Raw genomic sequence first — 25,513 nt, 5'->3', positions numbered from 1 at the left:
GATTTACTGGCTTTGCAGCAAATGCGCTTAGCCGTACAAACCGCAAAAGAAGCACAAGAGAAATTCATGGGCTACACCCAGCAGCAGGTCGACAAAATTGTCAAAGCCGTGGCAGACGCTGCATTTGAACAATCAGGCCGCCTCGCACAATTAGCAGTAGAAGAAACGGGCATGGGAGTAGCAGCCCATAAGAAGATCAAGAACGAAGTCGGCTCCCGTGATGTGTATGAAAGCATCAAAGACTTGAAGACAGTCGGTATCGTCAAAGAAGATCATTTGAATAAAGTCGTGGAAATCGCTGCACCATTTGGGGTTGTAGCTGCAATCATCCCGACAACGAATCCAACATCTACGGCGTTCTTTAAGACATTGATTTCACTTAAGACACGTAACGCAGTTGTTGTGAGCCCTCACCCGTATGCAGTGAAATGTACACAGGAGGCGCTGAAAGTTTGTGATGAAGCAGCAGTAGCGGCAGGCGCTCCTGAAGGTCTGATCCAATGTCTGACACTGGCATCTATGGAAGCAACACAGCAGCTGATGTCTCATAAAGACATCAATCTGATCATTGCAACAGGCGGCGGCGCGCTCGTGAAAGCCGCATACAGCTCCGGAAAACCCGCATACGGTGTCGGCCCAGGTAATGTGCCGGTCTATATTGAACGGTCAGCAAAAATTGAAAAAGCAGTAAAAGATATCGTTGACAGTAAATCATTCGATTACGGCACAATCTGTGCAACAGAACAGGCAATTGTTGTCGATAAACACGTAGCAGATCTCGTCACGCGTGAACTGAAGAAAAACGGCGCTTATATTTTATCGGATGAGGAAAAGAAAGTGATGGAAGGTGTCATTTCACCGGTGCCGGGCAAAGTGAACCCGAAAGTAGTCGGGAAGAGCCCGCAATTCATCGCGAAAATGGCCGGTATTTCCTTACCGGAAGGCACACGCCTGATTATAGGCATGGAAACTAAAGTTGGCAAAGACGTTCCATTTTCATTGGAAAAGCTGTCGCCAATCTTCGCGATGTATATCGTGGACGGTGTGAAGCATGCGAAGGAAGTATGCCTTGACTTGCTGAACCTTGGCGGACGCGGACACAGCCTGGCGCTTCACACGGAAATCGATGCAGTGGCACGTGAATTTGCGATGGAAATGCCAGTATCACGTATTTTGGTTAACACGATGTCATCCATTGGGGCGGTTGGAGGAACGACCGGCTTGATGCCGTCGCTCACATTAGGCTGCGGAACATTCGGCGGCAATATTACATCCGATAATGTTACGGCGAAACACTTGCTGAACATTAAGCGAATGGCATACGGCACGAAAGAAGTGCAGCTGCCAAAGCATTCAGAGCCTGCAGAAAGCTCCAATGATCAGCTTGTATCCAATGTGATGAACAGCGTTTCATCCGCAGCAAACAGCAATATCGATCCGGCATTAGTTCAGAACTTAGTCAGTGAAATTGTTAAACAACTTACAAAATAAACCACTATTAGGAGGAAACAATTATGAACAGAGAAGGTACAGCATTAGGAATGGTAGAAACTAAAGGATTAATCGGTGCAGTTGAAGCGGCAGACGCAATGGTGAAAGCAGCAAGCGTAAACTTAGTAGGTAAAGTACATGTCGGCGGCGGAATCGTAACAGTTATGGTACGCGGCGATGTAGGCGCAGTAAAGGCAGCAACAGACGCAGGTGCGGCATCTGCACAGCGTGTGGGCGAATTGCTATCTGTTCACGTCATCCCAAGACCGCATAACGAACTAGAAATGATCTTGCCAAAAAGCGAATAATATCTGCGTACACAATAGAAAGGCGTGAACGATATGAATCAGCAATTGATTGAACAGATTGTCGGAGAAATTCTCGGACAACTTGGGAAGAATCCCGTTCAATTGCCGGAACGCGCGGTACCCATTGGAGTTTCCGCTCGTCACGTACATTTACAGCCTGAACATGTGGAAGTATTATTTGGCGCAGGGTATGAATTGACACAGCGGTCCGAGCTTTCACAGCCGGGCCAATTCGCCGCCAATGAAACGGTGATGATTGCAGGACCTAAAAGCAATATTGAACGTGTGCGTATTTTAGGGCCTGTCCGAAAAGCGACTCAAGTTGAGGTCAGCTTTACGGATGCGATGAAGCTCGGCGTCAAGCCTCCACTTCGGGAATCCGGCAATATCGAAGGATCGGCACCGGTAACATTGATCGGTCCAAAAGGCAGTGTGCATATCGAACAAGGCCTGATTATCGCCCAGTCCCACATCCATATGGCGCCTGCAGATGCTGCGCGCTTTGGCGTTGCGGACGGGGAGTACGTCACAGTGGAATATGACGGAGTCCGCCCTATTTCATTCCGTAATGTCCGCATTCGGGTGAACGAACGCTATCGTCTCGAAATGCATATCGATACCGATGAAGCGAATGCAGGTTTCATTACACAAGGGTCGATTGGCCGCTTGGTAAAAGCCGGCGATGCAAAAGAAGCAGTGGCTGTGCACAATGTGCAGGAAACGGTGAAATCGCCTGCTCCAGCTAGCGTTCCGAAAGCGTATGAATTTAAGAAAAAGCTATTGTCAACTGAAGACTTATCATCGATTTCCGAACAAGAAATCGTTGTCGATAAAGGCACGATCGTCACAGCATTGGCAAGAGATACAGCAAGGGAACTCGGTAAGACGATAACCATCAGAAAGTAGAAAAGGTGATTAATCATGCGGATGGGAAGAGTGATTGGTAATGTGTGGGCAACCCGCAAAGAAGACGGACTGGCAGGCCTTAAGCTATTGATTGTCCAGCCGATTGATGCACACGGCAATAATATTCAGACACATATGGTCGCGGCGGATCGGATCGGGGCAGGAATTGGTGATGAGGTGCTCATAACGAGCGGCGGTTCTTCACGTTTCATATTACCGAAAGAAAACCCGATTCCAATTGATGCGGTCATTATCGGTATTATCGATTCAACCGAAGTAAAGAGAGGTGATATACATGAGTCAAGCGATCGGAATGATTGAAACCAAAGGGCTGATAGGATCCATTGAAGCAGCGGATGCTATGGTGAAGGCGTCAAACGTAGAAGTAGTCTCACAGGAGATGGTTGACGGCGGAATCGTTACAGTCATCGTTCAGGGTGATGTCGGTGCGGTTCAGGCAGCAGTTGATGCCGGCCGCGATGCAGCGGCGCGTGTAGGTGAATTGCTGGGTGCGCACGTAATTCCGCGGCCCGATGATTCAGTATATGGCATGGTGAAACCGCCTGAGCCCGCTGTTCCGGAAATTCCAAAAGTGAAAAAACCGGCAGAAGTGAAAACAAAGAAAAAAGACTGAAGTGTGTGCAGCTTATGAGCGCTTATGCGGCCTAATTGCGCGGATGCTGGCTGTTTATGAGCGGCTGCTTACGCATAAGAGCGGCTGCACAAGAATTATGATCGGATATTTGAGTTTATGAGCGCTAGGCTGGAATGTATGAGCGCAAATGATTATCTGTCCTGTCATATTGCTTCATCATGAATTTTTAGAAGGGAGTAGTTTCCATGGCTTTCAAACGACATAAGATTGCGGTCATCGGCGCTGGCCATACAGGTTCAACTGTGGCATTGATGGCGGCGCAGAAAGAACTGGGCGACATCGTCCTGGTTGATATTCCGGACCTCTCCAATCCGACTAAAGGAAAAGCGCTGGATCTTCTTCAGACAAGTCCTGTACAGCAATTCAATTCCCGCATAACAGGAACATCGAATTATGAGGATATTGAGGGAGCGGCAATGGTCATCATTACTGCAGGTGTAGCGCGTAAACCAGGCATGAGCCGTGATGATCTCGTGACGACGAATGCGAAAATTATGCGTTCCGTTTCAGAACAGGTGAAACGCTATGCGCCGGACAGTACGGTGCTGATATTGAGTAACCCTGTAGATGCGATGACGTATGTATGCTATAAAACAACGGGATTCCCGAAAAACCGTGTGATTGGACAATCCGGTGTACTTGATACAGCACGCTTCAATACGTTTGTATCGGAAGAACTGAATATATCTGTAGAAGATATTTCAGGATTCGTACTGGGCGGGCACGGAGATGACATGGTTCCGCTTGTGCGTTATTCATATGCTGGCGGTATTCCGTTAGATAAAATTATTGCAGCGGACCGGCTTGAAGCAATTGTGGAACGGACTCGAAAAGGCGGCGGTGAAATTGTTTCCCTTCTCGGAAACGGAAGTGCCTATTATGCACCCGCAGCAGCCTTGGTTGAAATGGCAGAAGCGATTATTAAAGACAAGAAACGCATTCTTCCGTCCATTGCCTACTTAGAAGGCGAATATGGCTATTCCGATATTTATTTAGGCGTTCCGACTGTTTTGGGAGGCAATGGCATTGAAAGCGTGATTGAACTTCCATTAACAAAGGAAGAGCAGACTGCGCTTGATCAGTCAGCAGACTCTGTAAGAGCAGTCATCGAAATTTGTGAAAAGTAAATTCTCTGCGAACTTTTGATCTCTCTAAGTCGAAATGAAGACTTAGGGGGATGTTTTTATATACTAAGCTAAGCGCTGCAAGTGTACGCGCTGCGCTTAGAAAATTAATGTAACTTATTAAAAATTGATAATAAATAAAACTTTTGCAATTTACACACATGCATAAACGTGGTATAATTGACAGAATACAGTGAGATGCAAAATGAGAAATACGGTATATGCAGCAGGAAATATAAGACAAGTAGTATTCTTTAACTCTAAATGTAAGCGCTATCATTTGGTCTGGAAGTAAAAAGAGAAGAAATAGTACTTTTATTTACCTGCATGCATATACTAAGAAAAACATAAAAACCAGGAGGTAATCGTTATGAAAAACAACACGTATCAGAACAATTCAGCATTGCCGGAGCAAAATGAGACATTCTACTTAATTACAGGATACTCTGAGAATGGCTTTATCCACGGAATCACATGGGAAGAAGCTTATACCCAGGGATTGGCGGAGTGCGGCTGTCTATGCGAACAACAACAAATGTAACTACTGAAGAATACTCGACACAGGGTGCCTGGCAATAAACAATTGTGGTTTTCATCACAGTGGTTTTTGCTCAGGCACTCTGTTACGTTATATACATAGTTCAATCATGAACAAAGCCTACCACTCTCTCTGCTATCCGTGGTAAAATGAGAACAGTCAATTCAATAAATTTGCACGATGCGCCGGTACCTATCAAGGTATAAAAGGGAATTCGTAAATCGAAGCTGTCCCCGCAACTGTACACACGGACGACTGCCAAAAGAAGCCACTATGGAGACATGGGAAGGCTTGGCGGAAGGATGAAGTGAAGCCAGGAGACCTGCCCCGCATCGTCAAAGCGACACTTTCTTCGGGGGTTGAGAGGTGGAGGCAAAAGGGTCTCTGACATCCATGGGTGTTTCATGGACTGCTATAGAGCTGCCTGTTTTTGTTTCCGCATTCATAAACTTTGCAATCATACTGCCGAAGATGCAGGATGATTGTTTTTTTGTTATGCAGGAAAGGAGACAGCTACATGAGAGCGATTGAACAAACTATTGAGCATACACAGCATTATACACTGCTTGATGTCTTGTATAAACAAGCAGAACAGCAGCGGGGAAGACCAGTGTATCAGGGGTTTCATCGGATAGTACGGGGACTGTTGCAGGAAGGTTTATACGGACAATGGATTCACAGCTATTCAGTCAGTGAGATTAAATGGCTCGGTCTTCAGATCAAGGCAGAACGTGATCAATTATTATCCGCAGTCCAGATTCGTCAGTATATGAATGAATTTATCACTTCCAATTACTATGACCAGCGTGTAGGATTGCCGCAAGAGCGCCTGATGCTCATTGCTATGGCTGCTATGCAGAATGAAACAGCACATCGGCTGCAAAAGGTAAAGGAAGCGTATTGGGTGCTCAGTAGTGGCTATCTCACGCTGCCGGCTGAGATTATGTCGTTTTTCGGAAAAAACTTTCATCAGCAGCATCTCGCAAGGAAGCCGTATTCGGTGGATGTAACGGATAGCAGGGTGCCTTCATTTTTGGCCAGTAAAGTGAAAGAAAAGCATATACACATTCCTGACTATTTCATGGAACAAGTGCAAGCATGCGGCTCATGGATTGTTTATGACAGGGAACTGATGCAGCGGGTATTTGGATGCGCCCATCTCGATCCAAACAGCGCAAAGTTTCATCAGGCAACAAAGCGCTCTTCGCCTGCATATAAAAAGGTTTCTGCCATTGGACTGATGAAACAACTGCTGGCCAGTGAAAATATCATCTTACATTTTGATTGGGCAGGGCGACCTGAAATGGAAGGGCTCAGCTCATATATCCAGCTGCCGATACTGATGCAAAGTGCTGATTTGGCGCGTGTTTCTTCTGCACTTGTCCGTTTATTGAATGGCATAGAACGCGTATCGGGGCATCATCTGCAAATTGAAATAGCAGGGTGGGAAACGGCGATAAGAAATCAAGGCCTCGATATATATTCAAATGCTGCTCTGCTTTTTATAGATGAAATATCTGAAGAGTTAAATGGCTATCTGAAGAATGCTTCCCGTCAAAGCGGATTGCCATTGCCCTTGCGCAAAGCTTCTGCTGTTCTGAATCAGTCGGCAGCAGCTGCAACTTTGCTGGAGCAGAGGAAGATGATCGACCGGGTCAGGGCGGAGCAGCGGCATACGGATCAGGGCGGCTCGGTGACTTTGCAAAAGTCTGCTGTTATAGAAACGGCAGAGCTGCTGCAGCTGCTAATGAAAGCGTGGAAAGATGGCATACCTGAAGTGCAGATTATCTGAATCTCCTCTGTTGTAGTGAAAACTGAAGTGGCGTAAGATAATACTATGTATGATGCCAAAGTGTGCTGGGAGGATTTCGCTTGAAAATACTTATTCAACTAACTAGAAACATGACAGCTGTTAGGTGGGTCATGATTTCCGTCCTGACACTTTGTTTTATCTCATCACTTCTGTTTGTCAGCAACAACCATTCGTTTTATGATCGCCCCATTGCTGAAGTGATCAACACAAAAGTAGTGGAGTCATCTGACGTCACAGATATGCACGGCAATAAAGACAAGCTGTTTACCCAGCAAATTATAGCTGTGATGAAAAATGGCAACCAAAAGAATCAAGAAATCCATTTAACTAATCAGTATTCATTTTCAGGGGCATATGACCAGCAATACCATGCAGGGAATGAGTTGTTCGTTTCCATTGACTCAGCTGCAGAAGGTAAGCTTGCAGGAAGCATTACGGATGTAAAACGTGACAAGTATGTAGTCGTCGTAGCCTGGATCTTTATTTTTACCTTACTGATCGTAGGGCATAAGCAGGGGCTGCTGGCGATTGTCAGTTTTATCATCAATGTCCTCTTGCTGTCATTTGCTTTGGACATTTATGTGAAATATTATGATGTCAGTTTGTTAGTAGTCTGTGGCATCTGTATTGTGTTATTCACTGCCATTTCGCTCATATTGGTCAGCGGCCGTACTGAAAAAACATATGCGGCAATTGCAGCCACGCTGATTGCGACAGCGGCCTCTTTGTCCATTACGGCCATTGTGATATGGATAACTTCGGGAAATGGCTTGCGTTATGAAGAAATGCAGTTTTTGACCAGGCCTTATCATACAATTTTCATGGCAGGGCTGTTTATCGGTTCATTGGGCGCTATTATGGATGTGGCGATTACAATGTCGTCGTCCATGTTCGCGCTGTATGAAAGAGACCGTTCAATCTCTGTCAAAGATCTAAGGGCTTCTGGAATAGACATTGGCAAGGATATTATGGGCACGATCACGAGCATTCTGTTCTTCGCCTACATCAGCGGTTCGATTCCGATGCTGATTTTATACTTGAAAAATGCATCACCGGTCGGGTTTACGCTTTCGATGAATCTGTCGCTTGAATTAGCCCGCGCTTTGGCCGGCGGCATCGGAATTGTTCTGACCATTCCAATCGGTCTGTACACCGCAATCTTCTTTATTGAGCGAAAGAGGGCGAGAGTATGAATGTATTAGTGTGGCTCGCGGTCATTTTACTCGTTTTGATGGTGTGGGTTGGAGGTAAAAGCGGGGCCAGGTCATTCTTTTCATTGTTTTTAAATTTTGGCGTGGTCTTCTTCACAATGTTTTTCATGCTGGATGCAAACGCCAATCCAATTCTGATCACATTTATTGCGAGCATAGTTATTGGCTGCATCAGTTTGTTTTATATCAATGAAGTAAACAGTAAAACCATGATTGCTTTCATTTCGACGATGATTACTATTAGCATTCTGTTATTCTTCATCGTAATTGTTTCGCAAAAGCTGATGATTCAAGGGTTCGGTGAAGAGGAGGAAGAGGCGATTGCAGGGTTATCTCTGTATATCGGCGTGGACTTTGTAAAAATTGGCGCGTCCGTCATTATCATGAGTACGATTGGGGCCATCATGGATGTGGCTATTTCCATCGCTTCTTCGATGCATGAAATCTTTAAGCGCTCCCCGGCTCTAACTAAAAGAGAGTTGTTTGCATCGGGTGTCGGAATCGGCCGGGATATTTTAGGAACTGATACGAATACATTGTTCTTTGCATTTTTCGGGGGCTACCTTGCACTGCTCATCTGGTTTAAGGATCTTAAATACTCCATTGGCGATATCGTGAATTCGAAAATATTCAGCTCCGAAATGATTTTGATACTCTGTGCAGGGATGGGAATTGCCTTGGTGATTCCGATCGCTTCCTGGATCAGCGCATATTTTTTAGTGCGAACGAGAGAGAAAATGAAGAAGATGTAACGCGGGAGGGGCATAAATCTGCCTCTCTTTTTTTCGGGCAACTTCAGACGTTGTGGGATTACACGTCATACGCCTGTTACTCTACAAATAGCCATAGCTGCATCCGTAATGAAAAGCCGGCCAGAGATGCATCTCTGGCCGGCTATGTGCAGTTAAAACACTTTATCTCCATTGAAAATTGAATTCTTTACGATAACATAATCCACATTACGGATAGACTGCAATGTTTTGCCCCCTGAGTAGGAAATGGCGGACTGCAGATCCTGCTCCATTTCAATTAATGTATCTTTTAACGGGCCTTTGTATTCTACGAACATTTTCTTGCCTTCTACGTTTTTCTTTTCTCCCTTTTGGAACTCAGACGCAGAACCGAAGTATTCTTTAAACAACCGGCCGTCCTGCTCTACAGTCTGTCCGGGAGACTCCTCATGACCAGCAAATAACGAGCCGACCATCACCATGCTTGCGCCGAAACGCACTGATTTTGCGATGTCGCCATGCGTACGGATTCCGCCGTCGGCAATAATCGGTTTGGAAGCGGCTTTTGCACATAAACGCACAGCTGCCAGCTGCCAGCCGCCTGTGCCGAACCCTGTTTTGATTTTCGTAATACAAACTTTACCTGGACCGATGCCAACCTTTGTTGCGTCGGCTCCGGCATTTTCCAATTCTCGCACAGCTTCTGGTGTACCGACATTGCCGGCGATCACAAAGCTCATCGGCAGGTGCTTTTTAATATGCTCAATCATCCGAATGACTTGATTGGAATGTCCATGCGCAATGTCGATCGTAATGAATTCAGGAACCAATGCATCAATAGCAAGCTGTTCGATGAATCCATATTCCTCTTCTTTAACGCCGACACTGATAGAAGCAATCAAGCCGCGAGCATGCATATCTTTGATAAAGTCTGTGCGTGTTTCCGGGTTAAACCGGTGCATTATATAGAAATAGCCTTCTTCTGCTAATTGAATCGCAATTTTTTCATCGATAATCGTCTGCATATTAGCAGGGACGACAGGTAAACGGAACGTATGACCGCCTAACATAACGGATGTATCACATTCGGAGCGGCTCTCCACCACACATTTTGCCGGGACTAGCTGTATATCTTCGTAGTCAAATACTGTTTCCATTAGTATCACCTCTATAAGCGAATGTTTTCATTTAAATATATTATAACGTTCGTGCTTTTGTAATTTACATGATTTTTTATCCATTGTCAACGCTTTCAAATCAATTTTCGTTTGAAATAGGATGCAGTCAGCAGAACCAATGAAATCGCAGTAAGTATTGTTAAAGTATAAGGAACCCATAATTCAATGGGCGTAAGCTCGCCAGTCAGCAAATGTGGAGAGGCCTTCAATAGTTCCAGCGGATTCCAAGATGAAGATGCCGGAAATATCGCTGCGATGAATAATGAAATGACCGCAATTAATGCAACGAGGGTTCCGCCGTACGAAGCGGCAAACAGCGTATTTCCCCATAATGTCACTGCAAGTATGAATATGCCGAATACATAGAGGCAGCTGGCCGCAAACAGCAGATGATGCAGCTGGCTTTGATCCCAGTAATAAGCGGTATACGCATAAGTGATGCTGAATGAAAGTGCGATGGCCCATGTCCAATAACAAAGTGCCATGAAGAACTTTGCCGTAATTACGGTGCTGCGGTGTAAACCTTTCGTCAGCAAAATGACTAACGTTCCTTTTTCCAGTTCCTTCGACATCATCGTACTGAACAGTAAAACAAACACAATCAATCCCATTTGCGGTACGTTTTTATAGAACTGCAGCCACGAGTCAAGGGCGGTCGGATCAGGTAAATCGACCACTGTCCCTTCAGGCATGAGCTTTTCCATCATGACCGGAGTAATTTTCGCGGTAAAAGGATTCAGGACACCAAGAATGGAAAATACGACGGTCACGAGCAAAAGCTTATACGTTTTCACGCTTTCAACCCATTCCTTTTTAAGAAAACCGATCCACTGTCTCATGTGAGCACCTCCAGAACGAGCTGCTCGAGTAAACGGGTTTGAGGCTGCATCGACTGTATGAGAATTTGCTGTGCAGTCAGTTTCTGCATGAACAGCAGACGGGCATTGTCGTCGGGCAAGTTCACCGCCAGCCGGCCATCTGTGACAGTCATTTCAAAAGGCAGATGCTGAAGACGTTCCATTGCTTCCGCTGCGGGGATGGTAAATGTAAAAAGGAACCGGCCTTCGTTTTGCTGTTTCAGATTGGCGAGTTCATCCTGGAAAATAATACGCCCTTCATGCAGCATGGCCACGTGATCACAAATTTGTTCGGCATCCGATACGATATGCGTGGAGAAAAAGACTGTCGTTTCTGCCTTTGCCTGTTGCAGTATGGAGAGAATTTGCGCGCGTCCCGCGGGATCCAGAGCGGAAGTAGGCTCATCACAAATAAGCAATTTGGGACGATTTAATAAAGCCTGCGCGATGCCCAAGCGCTGTTTCATCCCTCTGGAGTACGTGCTGATCGGTGAATTGGTGCCCTCCAGACCTACCAGCTGCAATAGTTCACGAATACGTGTTTGTTTTTCGTCTTTCGGTATACCGGTAATCACCGCACATAGTTCTAAATATTGCGATGCGCTGTAAAAAGGATAAAACTCCGGCACGTCCGGCAAATAACCAACATGGCGATTGGATTTGGTTTCGCCGAATATCACGGGCTCCCCTGCAATTGTGATGGTTCCTGCATTCAATGGGATTAATCCGAGCATACATTTCATCAGCGTCGTCTTGCCTGCACCGTTCGCTCCTACAAAACCAAAGACTGAGTGCTCAGGAATATCAAGATGAATATCCCGCAGCACTTCGTGATCTACGAAACGTTTCGTGAGACCATTAATTTGAACGACCATTGTGATCCCCTCTCCCAAAAACAAAATAGATTAATGGACCGATAAATTGAATCAATAAGACAAGTAACAGCCACATCACTTGATTGCCGAACCGGTACTGCGGATGGCGAATAACGTGTACCGCTGAGAAGATTGCCAGTCCGACTTGCAAAATGATGAGCGGAATTAAAAACGGCAAGTATTCGATCAGTAACTCCATATCTGAATTCATGTGCTGTCCTCCAATTCAAAAGGTTGATTTCATTGAATGAACACATGCTGGCGTTGGAATGTATTCACTCATTTCGTACTATGATAAGTGTATGGGGAATGGGTTATGTATGCAATCGGCAAAAAAATATTTTTTATTACATGTGGCGGGGCATGAAAAAATAACAGCAAAAAAGCCGGCCTATAAAAGACCGGCATCCTGTCAGACACTCACTTTTGTGAATGGTTCTAAGATATTCTGTTTTGGTTCTGCTTGGTATTGCAGAACTTTTTCAGTTGGATCATATGAATCTCCATAGAAATCTTGGTCTTTGTAGGTGTGAATTTCTTCGTAGGTTGTTTTCATCGCGTTGAATACTTCTTGTTCATCCGCTTTTGAAGACTGCGGGGGTGCCCAGTATAGAATTTCGAGGATTGTTTGTTCTCCAGTTGCTAATGAACGGCGGTTATAGCCGATTTTCTGTGCATGCGAGAACTCTTCTCGCGCATAGAATTTCAATCGTTTTTCAGTATCCGGTTCCGATTCATCAACTGGTTCAACTTCCAGTAGGATCGGTTTGTTTTTGGTTTTCAACGAATCCAGCAGTTTTTTTCCTAATCCTTCACCGCGTGCTGCTGAAGATACGAAAAGATAGTCTACGAAAACAAAATCATCCGTTTCCACGTACATCAAAACGTGCTTCGGTCCTTCTTCCTTGTAGTAGACATTGCCTTTATCAGTTAATAATGTCTCCATATGTTCTCGTGACTTCATCTCTTCGATTGGAAAATACTCTTTCAATTTGTTGTACCAATGCATGTGTTACATTCTCCTCCATAGGTAATGATTGTACCCGGAGCTTTTTGTTTGGGGATCAAACTGACTGAGGAAAAAAGAGGTCAGAAAAAAATCCTCATAACCCAGTATACTCTTTTCCACAGAAAAATAAACCCATATTATAAAATAAATTTAATTTTTTTATTACGATGAGTGAAGCGGCCGGCGGATAAATATTCGCCGGCTGCTTTTCAGGAGTCACTATCTGCGTGACTTAACGGTTGAATATGCTTGTTTTTTCTTCTTTTCATTCATAATGGTTTTTATGACAGGATATAACACTGTTCCCCATTTTATTAATGTTTTTATAAATCTAATCATATGTTTTTCTTCCTCCCGGTTTTAGAGTTGTTAGTATTAACTTCCCCTGTTGACCCGTTTCTTAAACTTTTATTCTAAAGAAGGGGGCGCAGGCACGGGATGTTCAATTTCAGTAAAAAGAGTGGATTGTTTCGTAATGGAAGGGGGAGATTCAAACGATACGTCAAGTCCTAGCTGTTTGCTCATTTCCTGTAATGTCAGCTGAAGCCGTTCGACGTCTTCTTTTGTCGCATATTGCTTACGGTCGGCCAATATATATCCCAGTTGTCCGCTCATTTCGATAGTGGCCCATTTGACATCGTCTATTCGTTCAATGCCGTTTTGCCGTAAGTGCATCTCCAATTCATCTACAGTTAAGCGCAACTTTTTCATAGTATTGACTTTTAAAACACCGCTTTCAATTACTACTTTTGACCTTCCCCGCAATAAGCCTTCAAAAAAGTTCCACTTTAACGCCAGCACTTCAAATACGAAAAGTGTCAGCACTAAAATTAAAGCAAGCAGCAGTGTCTCCCATAGGTTTTTATTGGCTATCGGCTGAATGAGCAATGTTCCTACAGCAATCATCAGCACTGTCTGACCGACCGTCATCTGTGAAATAGATTTACGTCCTGAAATATGTAAAAGGACAATACCTGCTACGATAATAAGCACCACTTTCCAGATCGAATCATAATCCATAGTAGTCACGTCCTTCCATGCATTTTCATATAGCATGGAGCGAACTGTATGTATTATGTATGAAAATAATGAATCCTTAGTCAAAGGATTATCGTAAATGAACAAAAGGAGTGAGGAGACATGCGCCAAGATATTCTGGAACGACAACATAGTTTACAAGAAAAGCGTGTAAAACAGCGCCGTTTGAAGAAACGTCTGGAACAAACAAGCCACAGACTGACGGCGATGAAACAGGAGCGCGATCGGCTTCATCGCCAATTAACGAAAGAGCAGCAAGATGTTGTGAAGCTCGGCAAGTTTTCATTTGCGAAGATGATCAGCGAATGGAAGGGAACTTGGGATGAAAAAATGTTAAAGGAGATTGAAGAAGCAGCAGAAGCGGAGCTGAAGTTTAATGAGGCTGAAAAGCATGTGATTGATTTGGAAAGGGAAGCGGATCAGCTGCGAAAGCAACTGAAGGATCCCAGCTATACGCACATTCACGAGGATTGGGAAGATTTCCTTAAAGAAAAAGAAGGGTGGATTCGCTTGAATGACTCGGTGTCCAATCAGACACTGCAGAAAATAGCGGATGACCGTGTGCGTGTGTATTCGATGCTGCGTGAAATTGATGAAGCATTAGAAGCCGGAAAAAAGGCTGAACATGCATTGGCAGGCGCTATGAAAAAACTGGATTCAGCAGAGGGGATGTCAATGTGGGATACGTTTCTCGGCGGCGGACTGTTTGTTTCAGCACTGAAATACTCGGAAATTAACAGTTCTGATGACCTCGTCCATCAAGCGCAGCGTGCTTTGCGCCATTATGAGACAGAACTCATGGACGTTCAGGATGCCGCAACGGAATCATTCCAGATAAATAAAAACGATATCTTTACATTTACCGATGTGTTTTTTGATAATATTTTTTCTGATTGGATGGTCCACACACGTATTACGGACGCAAAAAAGAAGCTGCACGCCGTCATGCAAGATGTCCGTCGTATACAGGACCAGCTTGAAAGAAAGCGTGCCGCTTCCAAAGAGGAAATCCGGCGGCTTGATCAGCAGCAGGAAGATATTATTATGTCCTGACACTATTTAAATCCGTGTCAGAGTCTTTCCTAAATACCCGAACAATACCGTCAGAATCGGGCTCAATAAACAAAAGAATGCAAACGGCAAATACGCAATTGTCGGGACGTCGAGTACAGAAGTGATGAAAATCCCCGCCACACTCCACGGTACGAGGGGGTTGATCACGGTGCCCGCGTCTTCCATTACCCGGCTTAAGTTTTTATTGGCCAGGCCGACTTTTTCATAGCTTGACTGAAACGCCTGTCCGGTCAATAGAATGGATAAATACTGCTCGCCAATCAATACGTTGATGCCGATTGCGGTGAGTGCGGAAGTCAAAATGACTGAAGAAACTTTCCGCAGTGCACTCTCAATTTTTGCGAGCAGGCACTGCACAATTCCTAACGTGAATAGCATGCCGCCCATACTGAGTGCAAGCAAGACAAGTGAAATTGTGAACATCATACCTTCCATACCGTCGCTGCGTGACAGTAACGCATCCACAACTTCCACGCCTGTCGAACCTTCGTAGCCGCTGAATAAAATAGCTAACACTTCGGACACGCCATAAAACGTGTGAATGTAGGCGATGATAATGGCCGACAGCGCGCTGACAGCTAATGTCAAAATGGCCGGTACTTTAACGAAAGTTAATATAATAAGCACAGCCACGGGAATGAGCGTATACCAATGAATCAAATTCGTACCCAGCAGCGCCTCGCTATATTTCTCAATCGTCGCAAAGTCTCCCGATGTAACGTCAGGGGACAATACGCCAAATAAGAGAAGTGAGATCAGGAATGCGGGAAAGGTCGTCCAGCCCATATTGCGAATATGTTCAAATAAATCTACGCCGACAATAGAAGACGCCATGTTCGTCGTATCCGAAAGGGGAGACATCTTGTCGCCAAAAAATGCACCCGATACGATTGCGCCAGCCGCAATAGGAAGCGAAAGTTCCAGTATGGAAGCCATGCTGATGAACGCAACACCGATTGTAGCGACCGTTGTCAGAGAACTGCCGACTGATAGGCCGATAATTGCTGTGACGATGAATACAATCGCATAAAAGTAGGCCGGAGTTATGATCTGAAGGCCGCCGTAAATCAATGTAGGAATCGTCCCGCCCATCATCCAGCTGCTGACGAGCACGCCGATGAAGAAGAACAGAAACACTGCGCTCATGCCGGCACTTGCCCCGTCAACCAGTCCTCTCTCTAAATCCTTATACGAGATTCTCTTCCATAAACCATAACCAAACAACAACAAAATAGCGAATAAAATCGGCACATGCGGAACAGAATCAAATTTGACGATGCTGACACTGATCATTGCCACTATAAGCACTGTCAGAATAACAGACGCCTTAACTGTCGGGGTATGGATCGCCTTAATAGGAAACATGCTAATGACCTCCTGTAAATGTAGAAAAACTCCTGTCATCCCCTTAAAGGACGAAGGAGTTCTTCGCTCTGTTTCTTTTCTGCTGCGAATGAAAGCATAGAGATGATGCTTCATTATGTATTTTATAGAAATTTATATATGGAGTTACCGATTCGAATTTTATCACGTCAGGCTGATAAGTCAATAGACGAATCGGCTGATTACTTGTAAACGTCATGACAATATTCAGTTTATGTCAAGGTGCAAAATCGTCCGGAAGAATATAAAACGAAATAATGGGCAAAGTAAGACGCCGCAAGTGCAATACTTTCTGCAACTGACTTTTTGCAATCGGATGGGCCTGAAGTGGTGTGTGGTGCATCGCAGCAGTAAAAAAGTCATTAGTTTTACTCGGCAGATTCAACGTAAGAAGTTATTCGTAATGCAGTTAGGGTAATAATAAGTGGTAGCTATATATAGAAAGGAATGAGAGCTTGTGACGACAACAGCAGAAGCAGCTCCGCAGCCAGAGCAGCAGAAACGCAATTTGAAAGGGTTATGGATTATCCTGGCATTCGCTGTACTTATAACGATTGTGCTGCTTCCTAACCCGGCAGACTTACCGGTCGTCGGACAGCGGGCTTTGGCAATCCTGGCATTTGCAGTCATCCTCTGGGTAACCGAAGCTGTACCGTACCCAGTAAGTGCCGCTATGATCCTCGGACTGGCCGCACTGTTACTCGGACTTGCGCCAAATATGGAGAACACGTCAGAAATGCTGGGTACGAAAAATGCATTACGAATGGCATTGGCCGGATTCTCCAGCCCGGCTGTCGCGCTTGTGGCAGCAGCATTATTTCTGGCAACCGCCATGCAGACGACCAATCTGCATAAACGGCTGGCACTGTATATTTTATCGAAAGTCGGCGTCAAGACAAGTGCCATTATTTTTGGCGCCATTGTCGTGTCGATTGTCCTGGCATTCTTCGTGCCGAGTGCTACCGCACGTGCCGGCGCCGTTGTGCCGATCCTGCTCGGAATGGTTGCAGCATTCGGCCTGCCGACAAACAGCCGGCTGGGTGCATTGCTCGTTATCACCGCTGTTCAGTCAGTTTCTATTTGGAACGTCGGAATTAAAACGGGTGCAGCACAAAACATGGTCGCCCTCGGTTTTATTGAGAAAGAATTCGGCGTATCAGTTGCCTGGAGTTCATGGTTTTTGTATGCTGCTCCGTGGTCCATCCTGATGTCAATCGTTCTCTTTTTCGTTATGAAAGCAGTCATTAAACCCGAAACAAAAGTAGTTGAAGGCGGTAAGGAATTAATCCAGAAGCAGTTGCAGGAATTGGGGAAAATAAAAGCATCTGAACTCCGTCTCATTGTGGTCGCAGTTGCTTTGCTGTTCCTGTGGGCGACAGAAGAGAAGTTGCATCCCTTTGACACTACGACCGTTACAATTGTGGCCATAGCGATTCTTCTGACACCTAAAATTGGTGTATTCGATTGGAAAACCGTTCAGCAAATGATTCCATGGGGTACAATCCTTGTCTTTGCGGTAGGTATTTCATTAGGAACTATTTTGCTTGATACGACAGGTGCGCAGTGGCTGTCAGATAAAGTATTCGGCGCGATGGGCTTGAATACTATGCCGCTTCTTGCAACAATTGCTTTACTCTCACTCTTTAACATCCTGATCCATCTGGGATTTGCCAGTGCGACGAGTCTGTCATCTGCACTGATTCCGATATTTATTGCACTGGCCACCACGATTTCGCTTGATGTCAATGAAGTCGGATTTGTCCTGATTCAGCAATTTGTTATCAGTTTCGGATTTTTATTGCCGGTCAGCGCCCCGCAAAACATGCTGGCATATGGAACCGGTGCTTTCACCGTAAAGGATTTCTTGAAGACAGGAGTGCCGCTGACAATTATCGGATACTTGCTGATTCTGTTATTCAGTGCGACATACTGGAAATGGATCGGACTTCTGTAAGTGTAAACTAAAGAGGAAGCTGCAATAGATGCAGTGACTATACCGCTGATAAAGAAAGAACCGCCGCCGGAAGTGGGATTTCCGGGCGGCGGTTCTTTTATTTTCCTACGGTCGGGTAGCCCCGGGAATAGGCAGGTGATCAGCCTCTGTATCAGCAGCTGACTCTGTTACTTCAGATTCAATAGTTTTACCTAACACATAATACTCGGTTTCTTCCTGCGTCAGACTGTTATACCGTTTGCGGATGACTGTATAGAAAATTACGCCCACGAATGCCCAGCTGAACAACAGAATGTAAGAAGGTGTGGTCAATGCTGCGGGGGAGTTTGGTACAAGCAGCAGTGCCAGAAACACCCCGCTTGCCGCTATGCCAAGCAAAGCCAAAAGCTTTTTCAGCGGTGCAATCTCACGGCCAGCTTTTTCTTTGCCCCAGGCCAGTACTTTATACGCTGCCAGGCAAGTGAAGAAGTAAGCTACGGATACACCTGTTGAAGACATATCAACAATCCATGTCAGGGCCTGCCTGCCGAACCATGGCGTCGGCAATGTGATAATGGCCACGAACCAGATCCCCCATTTTGGCGTCTGATTCTCCGTCATTGCGCGGAAGAAATTAGGCAATGCACGTGCGCGCGCCATAGAAAATAACAGACGGCTTGATGACATGAAAAAGCCATTTAACCCTGTGAAGATTCCCATAACAATAGCCACTGCCATGACGGCCAGCCCGCCGATTCCTAAAGCTGAACGGACAACTTCGCCAGTAGCCCATAATTCACCGTTGCCGATGTCTGCAAATGAAGGGAATGTCCAGCTCGTCAGTCCAATCATGATGGCGTAGATAAGGAATGAAGTGAATAAAGAAGCCACGATCAGCATCGTTGCTTTTCGCGGAGAAAAGTTGAATTCCTCTGCAGCCTGCGGAACATTATCAAATCCAACGTATGCCCAGGGTGCAATTGCCAACACTACAAGTATAGAAGTAATAATTGACTGATTCCCTTTAAATAACGGCTGCAAATTTACCAGCGGCTGATCGGCTGCACTGAATGTAAAGATACCGAGCACGATAACGCCGGTAACCAGCAAGACGCTGAAATAAAATTGAATTTGCCCTGAGATACTCGTTCCAGTCGTATTGATAAAGGCGAACAGTAGAATGATTAGACTGGCAATGATGACTTCAGGCATGTATACATCCCAGCCGGCGACGGTGTACAGAAACCCTTTTTTCATAAAGCCTGGCGCTAAAAATTTCAATAATAAAGTCAGTGCGGATGCATTCAGTGCGACGATCGAAATATAGCCTAGCGATAAAAACCATCCGCATATAAATGCCCACATCTTACCTGCCGCGACGAATGCGTATGTAAATCCGCCTCCTGAGACGGGAAATTTTTTGATCATCACGCCGTAGCTGGAAGCGATGATCATCATAATCAGAGCCCCTATCCCTAAGCCGATGACCGCGCCGAGAGGCCCCGAACTCTGTATCCAATCGCCCGGCAGTATGAACGCTCCCCAGCCAACTGAAGAGCCCAGAGCAATGGCAAACACCCATGATGGTTTTAACGTTTTACTGAGTTTCCTTCGTGCATTATCCGATTCTTGATCCATATGATCCAACCCCTAAGTTATTAGTATAGCGAATGTATGCCCTCTTTTTATTAAATTAAACGTATAAAACTGAGGGGACAAGACGCGGATCTATTCAAATCGAAAGCTTTTCATTCCGTCTGTAAATTCTGTATAGTATAATAAAGCATAACGCAAGTTTTACATGTTGACAGAGTCTGCTCAATCTTTTATGATTCTATTCACAAATACTTATAAGAATAGTGGGGTTTTAGAAATGAAGAAGGTACTTCTGCCATTGATCATTGTATTATTAGCTGCTGCATTGGCTGCATGTGGCGGTAAAGAAGAAAGTAAGAACGACAACTCCACCGAAAAACCGGCCGAGAAGGATGGTCTGTTAGAAGAAGTACTCGCAAACGGTGTACTTAATGTAGGAACAGAAGGAACGTATGCACCTTTCTCTTTTCACGACGAATCAGGAAAGCTGACAGGATATGACGTGGAGGTCACACAAGAAGTGGCGAAGCGTCTGGGGTTGGAAGCGAAGTTTTTTGAAACGCAATGGGATGCAATTTTTGCAGGGCTTGATTCAAAACGTTTTGATATGATTGCGAATCAGGTCGGCATTAACGAAGAGCGTGAAGCGAAATATGAATTCTCTGAGCCATATACGCGTTCAAACTCTGTGTTGGTAATCCGTGCTGACGATGACATTGCTTTTGACGGCATGGAAGGCAAGAAAGCTGCACAGACATTGACTAGTAACTATGGTGAGCTCGCAAAAGAAAACGGAGCTGAAATCATTAAAATTGACGGATTTAATCAAGGCGTTGACCTCGTTATTTCTAAGCGGGTGGACGGCACTTATAATGATAAGCTTTCTGCACTCGATTATTTGAAGCAGAAACCGGATGCACCGATTAAAATTGTGGAAGAGGAAGAACTCTCTGAAGAAAATCAATCCGAAAGTGCATTTTTATTCAGACAAGGCAACGAAGATTTAGTGGAAGAAGTAAATAAAGCGTTGGATGCGATGCGTGAAGACGGCACATTGAAGAAGATCTCCGAAAAATGGTTCGGCGAAGATGTATCTTAATACAATTGCGATAAGTCCCGAACGGATTCAGAGATTCCTGGAAATCGCATCAACATCCATCGGGCCATTGATGGAAGGGGCCATCAAGTATACGATTCCTCTGGCGGTCATTTCATTTATTATAGGGCTGATCATTGCGATCTTTACTGCCCTGGCGAGAATTTCTTCCAATAAATTTTTGCAGGCCGCAGCGCGTGTGTATGTATCCATCATTCGCGGGACACCGCTGCTTGTCCAATTATTCATCATATTCTATGGTTTGCCGACAATCGGTATTACCCTGGACCCGTTCCCGTCAGCTATCATAGGATTTTCATTAAATGTCGGGGCCTATGCTTCTGAGATCATTCGTGCAGCGATTCTATCCATTCCGAAAGGACAGTGGGAGGCGGCTTATTCTATCGGCATGAACTATTCCCAGGCATTGAGGAGAGTCGTTTTACCGCAGGCTGCACGGGTATCTGTGCCGCCGCTTTCAAACTCCTTCATCGGATTAGTCAAAGATACATCTTTGGCAGCAACGATTTTGGTGGCGGAGGCGTTCAGGCGTGCGCAGGAAATTGCCTCGATGAACTATGAGTATTTATTCGTCTATATAACAGCTGCTTTAGTTTATTGGGTCATTTGTTTCATCTTATCGATTATCCAGGGCAGAATCGAAAAACGCCTGGATCGTTTTGTCGGTAAGTCGGGAGGGTTATCATGATTTCGATACGCGGACTTAAAAAATCGTTTGGATCACTAGAGGTAATTAAGAGTGTGGACCTGGAAATCGAACAGGGAAAAGTGGTTGTCATCATTGGTCCTTCCGGTTCGGGTAAATCCACTTTGCTGCGCTGTCTGAACGTACTGGAAACACCTGACGGCGGTGTGATATCGATAGACGGTCAAGAACTGGACTTCAGCTCACCTGTCTCCAAGAAAGCGATTGGCGCATTTCGCAGACTGACCGGGATGGTATTTCAGAGTTATAATTTGTTCCCGCATCTCACTGCCGCGGGCAATGTGACGGAAGGGCTGACAACAGTCAAAGGAGTATCGCATAAAGAAGCATTAAAGAAAGCAGAGAAGCTGCTGGAGAAAGTCGGGCTGGCCGCTCACAAGGATAAGTATCCATTCCAGCTTTCCGGCGGTCAGCAACAGCGTGTGGCAATTGCCCGTGCACTTGCGATGGACCCGAAAGTCATGCTGTTTGATGAACCGACATCGGCCCTTGATCCTGAACTTGTTAACGAAGTGCTGCGTGTCATGAAAGATTTGGCGCAAGAAGGCATGACGATGGCAGTTGTAACGCATGAAATGAAGTTTGCGCGGGAAGTGGCGGATGAAGTGATTTTTATTGATGACGGTGTCATCATCGAACGAGGAGCACCTGCGCAAATTTTCACCAATCCACAGCATGAACGAACTAAAAAGTTTTTGAGTTTATTGCAGTAAATACGAATTTGAAAAACGCTTGGCATCCAATAAGCCAAGCGTTTTTTGCCGTTTATTCAGGGTGCCAGCGATAGATGTCGAGTGCAATGCGGCCGTTTGCGTTGAATTGAACGCCTTCCGCCAGCAGCCTTTCCCGCTGTGTGTTTCCTTTCTCTTCTGCATTTTCAGGAGTGGAGATGCCGCCTTGTGCATTGATGATACGGTGCCACGGCAAATTATATTTGGCGCTCATGGAGTGCAGCACACGGACAACTTGTCTCGCACCGCGCGGATTTCCTGCTTCCGCTGCCACTTGCCCATAGGTCATGACATAACCGGGAGGGATTTGCTGGATGATTGCCACAGCACGTTCAGTGAATGTTTCCAAAGTAAAACTCCTCCTTTTACTAAAGCGTAGCACAGAATATATTTGAAGTCACACGATGGTCAAGTTCAAATTATATACCTATATGGTATTATTTACATACAGACAGAAAGGGGAATGTATATGTGCTCCAATACACTTGAGTATGCGAAAACACTTGATCAGCAGGATCTGCTGGCATCATACCGGGAGGAATTTTATTTGCCCGAAGAGAAAATGTATATGGACGGGAATTCACTCGGTTTGCTGTCAAAGCGCGCGGAACAAACAGTAATTGAACTGCTGAATTCATGGAAAACACTTGGAGTCGACGGCTGGACTGAAGGGGAACATCCATGGTTTTACATGGCGGAACAACTGGGTGCACGAATGGCGCCGTTAGTCGGAGGGAACGTGTCTGAGGTTATCGCAACGGGATCTACGACAACAAATTTGCATCAGCTCGTTTCTACTTTTTACCGTCCGGCAGGGAACCGTACAAAAATACTGGCAGATGAATTGAATTTTCCGTCCGATATTTACGCGCTGCAAAGTCAGATCCGACTGCAAGGTCTTGATCCTGACGAACAATTGATTCGTGTGGAAAGTGAAGACGGGCTGACACTTGACGAAGAGCGGATTATGGAAGCAATGTCAGAGGATATTGCGCTTATCGTGCTGTCGTCTGTACTCTATCGCAGCGGCCAGATACTTGATATGGAAGCGCTTACGATTGCTGCGAGAGAGAAAGGAATTCCAATAGGTTTCGACTTATCCCATTCCATCGGCTCTATACCCCATGCACTTCATGACTGGGGGACAGACTTTGCTTTTTGGTGTACGTATAAACATTTAAACGGAGGCCCGGGGTCGGTCGGCGGTCTGTTTATCAATGAACGTCATTTCGGAACGGACGCAGGTCTTGCGGGGTGGTTTGGTTCGGACAAAGCGAAGCAGTTTGATATGGATCACACGATGACGGCGGCTGCAGATGCAGGGGCATATCAGATCGGAACACCGCATATATTGAGCCTGGCTCCGCTCGTCGGTTCATTGGAAATGTTCGAGGAAATCGGGATGGAGAAAATCCGGGAGAAGTCTTACGCGCTGACGGGCTTTATGCTGACATGTATGGATGAAGTGCTCAATGAATTCTCATTTTCGATCGGAAGCCCGACAGATTCGACCCGAGGCGGGCATCTGTTATTGCAGCATAAAGAAGCAGCAAGGATTTGTAAAGCGCTTAAAGCCCATGGAGTCATTCCCGACTTCCGCGCACCCGACGGTATTCGGCTGGCGCCGGTCGCACTGTACAATTCGTTTGAAGATGTATGGCGGGCGGCAGAAATTCTCAGGATGATCATGCAAGAAGAGTTGTATATGCAATTTCCAAATGAACGCGGGGTGGTCGCATGACGAATGACTGGATGGATATAACGCAGCCATTGAATCAGCACATTGCCGAGTGGCCGGGGGATACGCCGTTTTCGTATGAAGTGGCTATCTCGAAAAAACAATCGGGCTCAGTCAATATTGGCAAATTAACGATGAGTACGCATATTGGTACGCACACCGATGCACCATTTCATTATGATGACGAAGGACTCAAGATTTTGGAATTGCCGGTAGAGCTATATATCGGCAAAGCATGCCTAGTGGATGTAACAGGCGTGGAGCGTGTGATGAGAGCGGACTTAGAGGCAGTCGATTTTGGCGGTGCTGAAAGAATTTTATTGAAAACAGGCAGTCATCCGGCACCTTCTCAGTTCCCTGAACAGTTCACAGTAATCGGAGAGGATGTAGGTCCGTTATTGAAAGAGCGCGGCGTTCGGCTGATTGGCGTGGATACACCTTCTGTGGATGCGGAGGACAGTAAAGAACTGCCCGGACATCATTCCCTGTATCGCAACGGAGTGATGATTATCGAGAATTTGGTTCTGCATTCGCTGGAGTCCGGATTGTATGAGCTGATCGCATTACCTTTAGCGCTGGAAGAAGCGGATGGCAGTCCTGTACGGGCTGTCGTCAGGAGGTGGGAGTCATGAAAGAGAAGGGCATTCATACGGATTTCCGGGAGTCGATGACATATGGTGAATATCTGCATTTAGATAGCATATTATCGAGCCAGAGGCGTTTATCCGGCCACCACGATGAAATGCTGTTTATTATTATTCATCAGGTAAGCGAACTATGGATGAAACTGATTTTGCATGAGCTGGAGACTGCGATCGAATTAATACAGCAAGATGAATTACCGGAAGCATTCAAAATGCTGGCGCGTGTATCGAAAGTTCAATCACAGATTATCCAGGCATGGGATGTTCTGGCTACACTGACGCCTGCTGAGTATATGGAATTCCGCGACAGTCTTGGCCGGGCATCTGGTTTTCAGTCCTATCAGAACCGTTTGATAGAATTTGCTTTAGGTTATAAACAGCCGCAGATCATTCAGATATACGAAAAGGAACCAGAATTGTCAGCCCGATTGGCGAAAGCATACAAGGCGCCCGGAATCTATGACGTTTCGATTCGGGCGCTCCAGCGCGCGGGTTTCACGATTAATCCAAAGGTTCTTGCACGCGACTTTTCCACTGCGTATGCAGGTGATCCAAGTGTGGCGGCAGCCTGGCTGGAAGTCTACCGTGATGTCGACGGGTACTGGGATCTGTACCAGCTGGCTGAAAAATTGGTGGATATCGAAGACAGCCATCAGCAGTGGCGTTTCAGACATATGAAAACTGTGGAAAGAATTATTGGTTTCAAGCAGGGAACAGGCGGGTCTTCGGGTGTGCATTATTTGAAATCTGTGCTTGATCACCGCTTCTTCCCCGAGCTATGGGATGTGCGTACTAAAATTTGACAGACTAGCAAGCTGGAGTTTATGATTAAATTTACAATAATCAGAAAAGAAGGG

Annotated in this window: 27 protein-coding genes and 1 riboswitch; of the genes, 18 read left to right on the top strand and 9 right to left on the bottom strand. The window is 45.6% G+C overall.

The annotated features are described in order from the left end of the window. The first annotated feature begins 21 nt into the window (after nt 1-21). From SporoP37_RS08900 to SporoP37_RS08860, 10 genes are all read left to right on the top strand, one after another. Nucleotides 22-1,491: an aldehyde dehydrogenase family protein gene (locus tag SporoP37_RS08900; protein ID WP_231293341.1), complete on the top strand. Its 1,470-nt coding sequence runs from the start codon at nt 22-24 to the stop codon at nt 1,489-1,491. 23 nt (nt 1,492-1,514) lie between these two features. After that, nucleotides 1,515-1,799: a BMC domain-containing protein gene (locus tag SporoP37_RS08895; protein ID WP_081243313.1), complete on the top strand. Its 285-nt coding sequence runs from the start codon at nt 1,515-1,517 to the stop codon at nt 1,797-1,799. Between the two features lie 33 nt (nt 1,800-1,832). Continuing rightward, complete coding sequence (pduL, locus tag SporoP37_RS08890; RefSeq protein WP_081243312.1) at nt 1,833-2,705, top strand: phosphate propanoyltransferase; 873 nt, start codon at nt 1,833-1,835, stop codon at nt 2,703-2,705. Between the two features lie 15 nt (nt 2,706-2,720). Then, nucleotides 2,721-3,026, top strand: a complete 306-nt coding sequence (locus tag SporoP37_RS08885) for a EutN/CcmL family microcompartment protein (protein WP_081243311.1) — start codon at nt 2,721-2,723, stop codon at nt 3,024-3,026. Further along, nucleotides 3,001-3,339 carry a BMC domain-containing protein gene (locus SporoP37_RS08880; protein ID WP_081243310.1) on the top strand — a complete coding sequence of 113 codons (339 nt, stop codon included), beginning with the start codon at nt 3,001-3,003 and terminating at the stop codon, nt 3,337-3,339. The genes SporoP37_RS08885 and SporoP37_RS08880 overlap by 26 nt, the downstream gene beginning before the upstream one ends. Before the next feature lie 206 nt (nt 3,340-3,545). Beyond that, entirely contained in the window at nt 3,546-4,487 is a 942-nt protein-coding gene (mdh, locus tag SporoP37_RS08875; RefSeq protein WP_085430758.1) for a malate dehydrogenase, read from the top strand. Between the two features lie 367 nt (nt 4,488-4,854). Beyond that, nucleotides 4,855-5,025 carry a hypothetical protein gene (locus SporoP37_RS16930; protein WP_155961324.1) on the top strand — a complete coding sequence of 57 codons (171 nt, stop codon included), beginning with the start codon at nt 4,855-4,857 and terminating at the stop codon, nt 5,023-5,025. A gap of 165 nt (nt 5,026-5,190) precedes the next feature. Next, nucleotides 5,191-5,366, top strand: a riboswitch (cobalamin riboswitch). A 173-nt stretch (nt 5,367-5,539) separates the two neighbouring features. After that, nucleotides 5,540-6,814 carry a ribonucleotide reductase N-terminal alpha domain-containing protein gene (locus tag SporoP37_RS08870; RefSeq protein WP_085430757.1) on the top strand — a complete coding sequence of 425 codons (1,275 nt, stop codon included), beginning with the start codon at nt 5,540-5,542 and terminating at the stop codon, nt 6,812-6,814. Between the two features lie 80 nt (nt 6,815-6,894). Beyond that, nucleotides 6,895-8,028 (top strand): YibE/F family protein, encoded by a 1,134-nt coding sequence (locus SporoP37_RS08865; protein ID WP_369922160.1) that lies wholly within the window; start codon nt 6,895-6,897, stop codon nt 8,026-8,028. Continuing rightward, entirely contained in the window at nt 8,025-8,798 is a 774-nt protein-coding gene (locus SporoP37_RS08860; protein ID WP_081243307.1) for a YibE/F family protein, read from the top strand. Before SporoP37_RS08865 ends, SporoP37_RS08860 begins: the two co-directional genes overlap by 4 nt. Before the next feature lie 152 nt (nt 8,799-8,950). Here SporoP37_RS08860 and guaC read toward each other — a convergent pair whose 3' ends face one another. The 6 genes from guaC to SporoP37_RS08830 all read right to left on the bottom strand — a co-directional run bounded on the left by guaC (nt 8,951) and on the right by SporoP37_RS08830 (nt 13,716). Beyond that, nucleotides 8,951-9,934 carry a GMP reductase gene (guaC, locus tag SporoP37_RS08855; protein ID WP_085430756.1) on the bottom strand — a complete coding sequence of 328 codons (984 nt, stop codon included), beginning with the start codon at nt 9,932-9,934 and terminating at the stop codon, nt 8,951-8,953. Nucleotides 9,935-10,029: 95 nt separating this feature from the next. After that, on the bottom strand, nt 10,030-10,794 hold the full coding sequence (locus SporoP37_RS08850; protein WP_085430755.1) for an ABC transporter permease subunit: 765 nt from the start codon (nt 10,792-10,794) through the stop codon (nt 10,030-10,032). Then, nucleotides 10,791-11,687 carry an ABC transporter ATP-binding protein gene (locus tag SporoP37_RS08845; protein WP_085430754.1) on the bottom strand — a complete coding sequence of 299 codons (897 nt, stop codon included), beginning with the start codon at nt 11,685-11,687 and terminating at the stop codon, nt 10,791-10,793. Before SporoP37_RS08845 ends, SporoP37_RS08850 begins: the two co-directional genes overlap by 4 nt. Beyond that, nucleotides 11,671-11,898, bottom strand: a complete 228-nt coding sequence (locus SporoP37_RS08840) for a PLDc N-terminal domain-containing protein (RefSeq protein ID WP_099662697.1) — start codon at nt 11,896-11,898, stop codon at nt 11,671-11,673. The genes SporoP37_RS08845 and SporoP37_RS08840 overlap by 17 nt, the downstream gene beginning before the upstream one ends. Nucleotides 11,899-12,099: 201 nt before the next feature. Next, nucleotides 12,100-12,696: an N-acetyltransferase gene (locus SporoP37_RS08835; RefSeq protein WP_081243303.1), complete on the bottom strand. Its 597-nt coding sequence runs from the start codon at nt 12,694-12,696 to the stop codon at nt 12,100-12,102. 408 nt (nt 12,697-13,104) lie between these two features. After that, nucleotides 13,105-13,716 carry a DUF421 domain-containing protein gene (locus SporoP37_RS08830; RefSeq protein WP_081243302.1) on the bottom strand — a complete coding sequence of 204 codons (612 nt, stop codon included), beginning with the start codon at nt 13,714-13,716 and terminating at the stop codon, nt 13,105-13,107. A 120-nt stretch (nt 13,717-13,836) separates the two neighbouring features. Here SporoP37_RS08830 and SporoP37_RS08825 point away from each other — a divergent pair, with 120 nt between their 5' ends. Beyond that, nucleotides 13,837-14,787, top strand: a complete 951-nt coding sequence (locus SporoP37_RS08825) for a hypothetical protein (protein ID WP_085430753.1) — start codon at nt 13,837-13,839, stop codon at nt 14,785-14,787. Nucleotides 14,788-14,793: 6 nt separating this feature from the next. On the opposite strand, the gene nhaC is transcribed toward SporoP37_RS08825, so the two are convergent. Then, nucleotides 14,794-16,173 (bottom strand): Na+/H+ antiporter NhaC, encoded by a 1,380-nt coding sequence (gene nhaC, locus SporoP37_RS08820; RefSeq protein ID WP_081243300.1) that lies wholly within the window; start codon nt 16,171-16,173, stop codon nt 14,794-14,796. Nucleotides 16,174-16,699: 526 nt separating this feature from the next. Here nhaC and SporoP37_RS08815 point away from each other — a divergent pair. Continuing rightward, a complete protein-coding gene (locus SporoP37_RS08815; protein WP_369821973.1) occupies nt 16,700-18,145 on the top strand; it encodes a DASS family sodium-coupled anion symporter in 1,446 nt (481 codons plus the stop codon). Nucleotides 18,146-18,250: 105 nt separating this feature from the next. Here the strand turns inward: SporoP37_RS08815 and SporoP37_RS08810 are convergent, their stop codons facing one another. Continuing rightward, the gene (locus SporoP37_RS08810; protein ID WP_085430752.1) at nt 18,251-19,762 is read right to left on the bottom strand and encodes an APC family permease; all 1,512 of its coding nucleotides are present in this window, start codon (nt 19,760-19,762) and stop codon (nt 18,251-18,253) included. A 235-nt stretch (nt 19,763-19,997) separates the two neighbouring features. Between SporoP37_RS08810 and SporoP37_RS08805 the strand changes: the two genes are divergently transcribed. From SporoP37_RS08805 to SporoP37_RS08795, 3 genes are read left to right on the top strand one after another with little or no spacing between them, the layout of a single operon-like run. Beyond that, nucleotides 19,998-20,819, top strand: a complete 822-nt coding sequence (locus SporoP37_RS08805; RefSeq protein ID WP_085430751.1) for an amino acid ABC transporter substrate-binding protein — start codon at nt 19,998-20,000, stop codon at nt 20,817-20,819. After that, nucleotides 20,809-21,525, top strand: a complete 717-nt coding sequence (locus SporoP37_RS08800; protein ID WP_081243296.1) for an amino acid ABC transporter permease — start codon at nt 20,809-20,811, stop codon at nt 21,523-21,525. Before SporoP37_RS08805 ends, SporoP37_RS08800 begins: the two co-directional genes overlap by 11 nt. After that, on the top strand, nt 21,522-22,256 hold the full coding sequence (locus SporoP37_RS08795) for an amino acid ABC transporter ATP-binding protein (protein ID WP_085430750.1): 735 nt from the start codon (nt 21,522-21,524) through the stop codon (nt 22,254-22,256). Before SporoP37_RS08800 ends, SporoP37_RS08795 begins: the two co-directional genes overlap by 4 nt. A gap of 52 nt (nt 22,257-22,308) precedes the next feature. On the opposite strand, the gene SporoP37_RS08790 is transcribed toward SporoP37_RS08795, so the two are convergent. Beyond that, nucleotides 22,309-22,623, bottom strand: a complete 315-nt coding sequence (locus SporoP37_RS08790; protein ID WP_081243294.1) for an MGMT family protein — start codon at nt 22,621-22,623, stop codon at nt 22,309-22,311. 120 nt (nt 22,624-22,743) lie between these two features. Between SporoP37_RS08790 and kynU the strand changes: the two genes are divergently transcribed. The 3 genes from kynU to kynA are packed head-to-tail and all read left to right on the top strand — an operon-like array spanning nt 22,744 to nt 25,459. Then, nucleotides 22,744-24,015 carry a kynureninase gene (gene kynU, locus SporoP37_RS08785; RefSeq protein ID WP_085430749.1) on the top strand — a complete coding sequence of 424 codons (1,272 nt, stop codon included), beginning with the start codon at nt 22,744-22,746 and terminating at the stop codon, nt 24,013-24,015. Beyond that, on the top strand, nt 24,012-24,644 hold the full coding sequence (gene kynB, locus SporoP37_RS08780) for an arylformamidase (protein ID WP_081243292.1): 633 nt from the start codon (nt 24,012-24,014) through the stop codon (nt 24,642-24,644). Before kynU ends, kynB begins: the two co-directional genes overlap by 4 nt. Beyond that, nucleotides 24,641-25,459, top strand: a complete 819-nt coding sequence (gene kynA, locus SporoP37_RS08775) for a tryptophan 2,3-dioxygenase (RefSeq protein WP_085430748.1) — start codon at nt 24,641-24,643, stop codon at nt 25,457-25,459. The genes kynB and kynA overlap by 4 nt, the downstream gene beginning before the upstream one ends. The last annotated feature ends 54 nt before the right edge of the window (nt 25,460-25,513 follow it).

The sequence above is a fragment of the Sporosarcina sp. P37 genome (assembly GCF_002109365.1).
GTDB lineage: Bacteria > Bacillota > Bacilli > Bacillales_A > Planococcaceae > Sporosarcina.
This window is presented reverse-complemented; position numbering and strand designations above follow the sequence as displayed.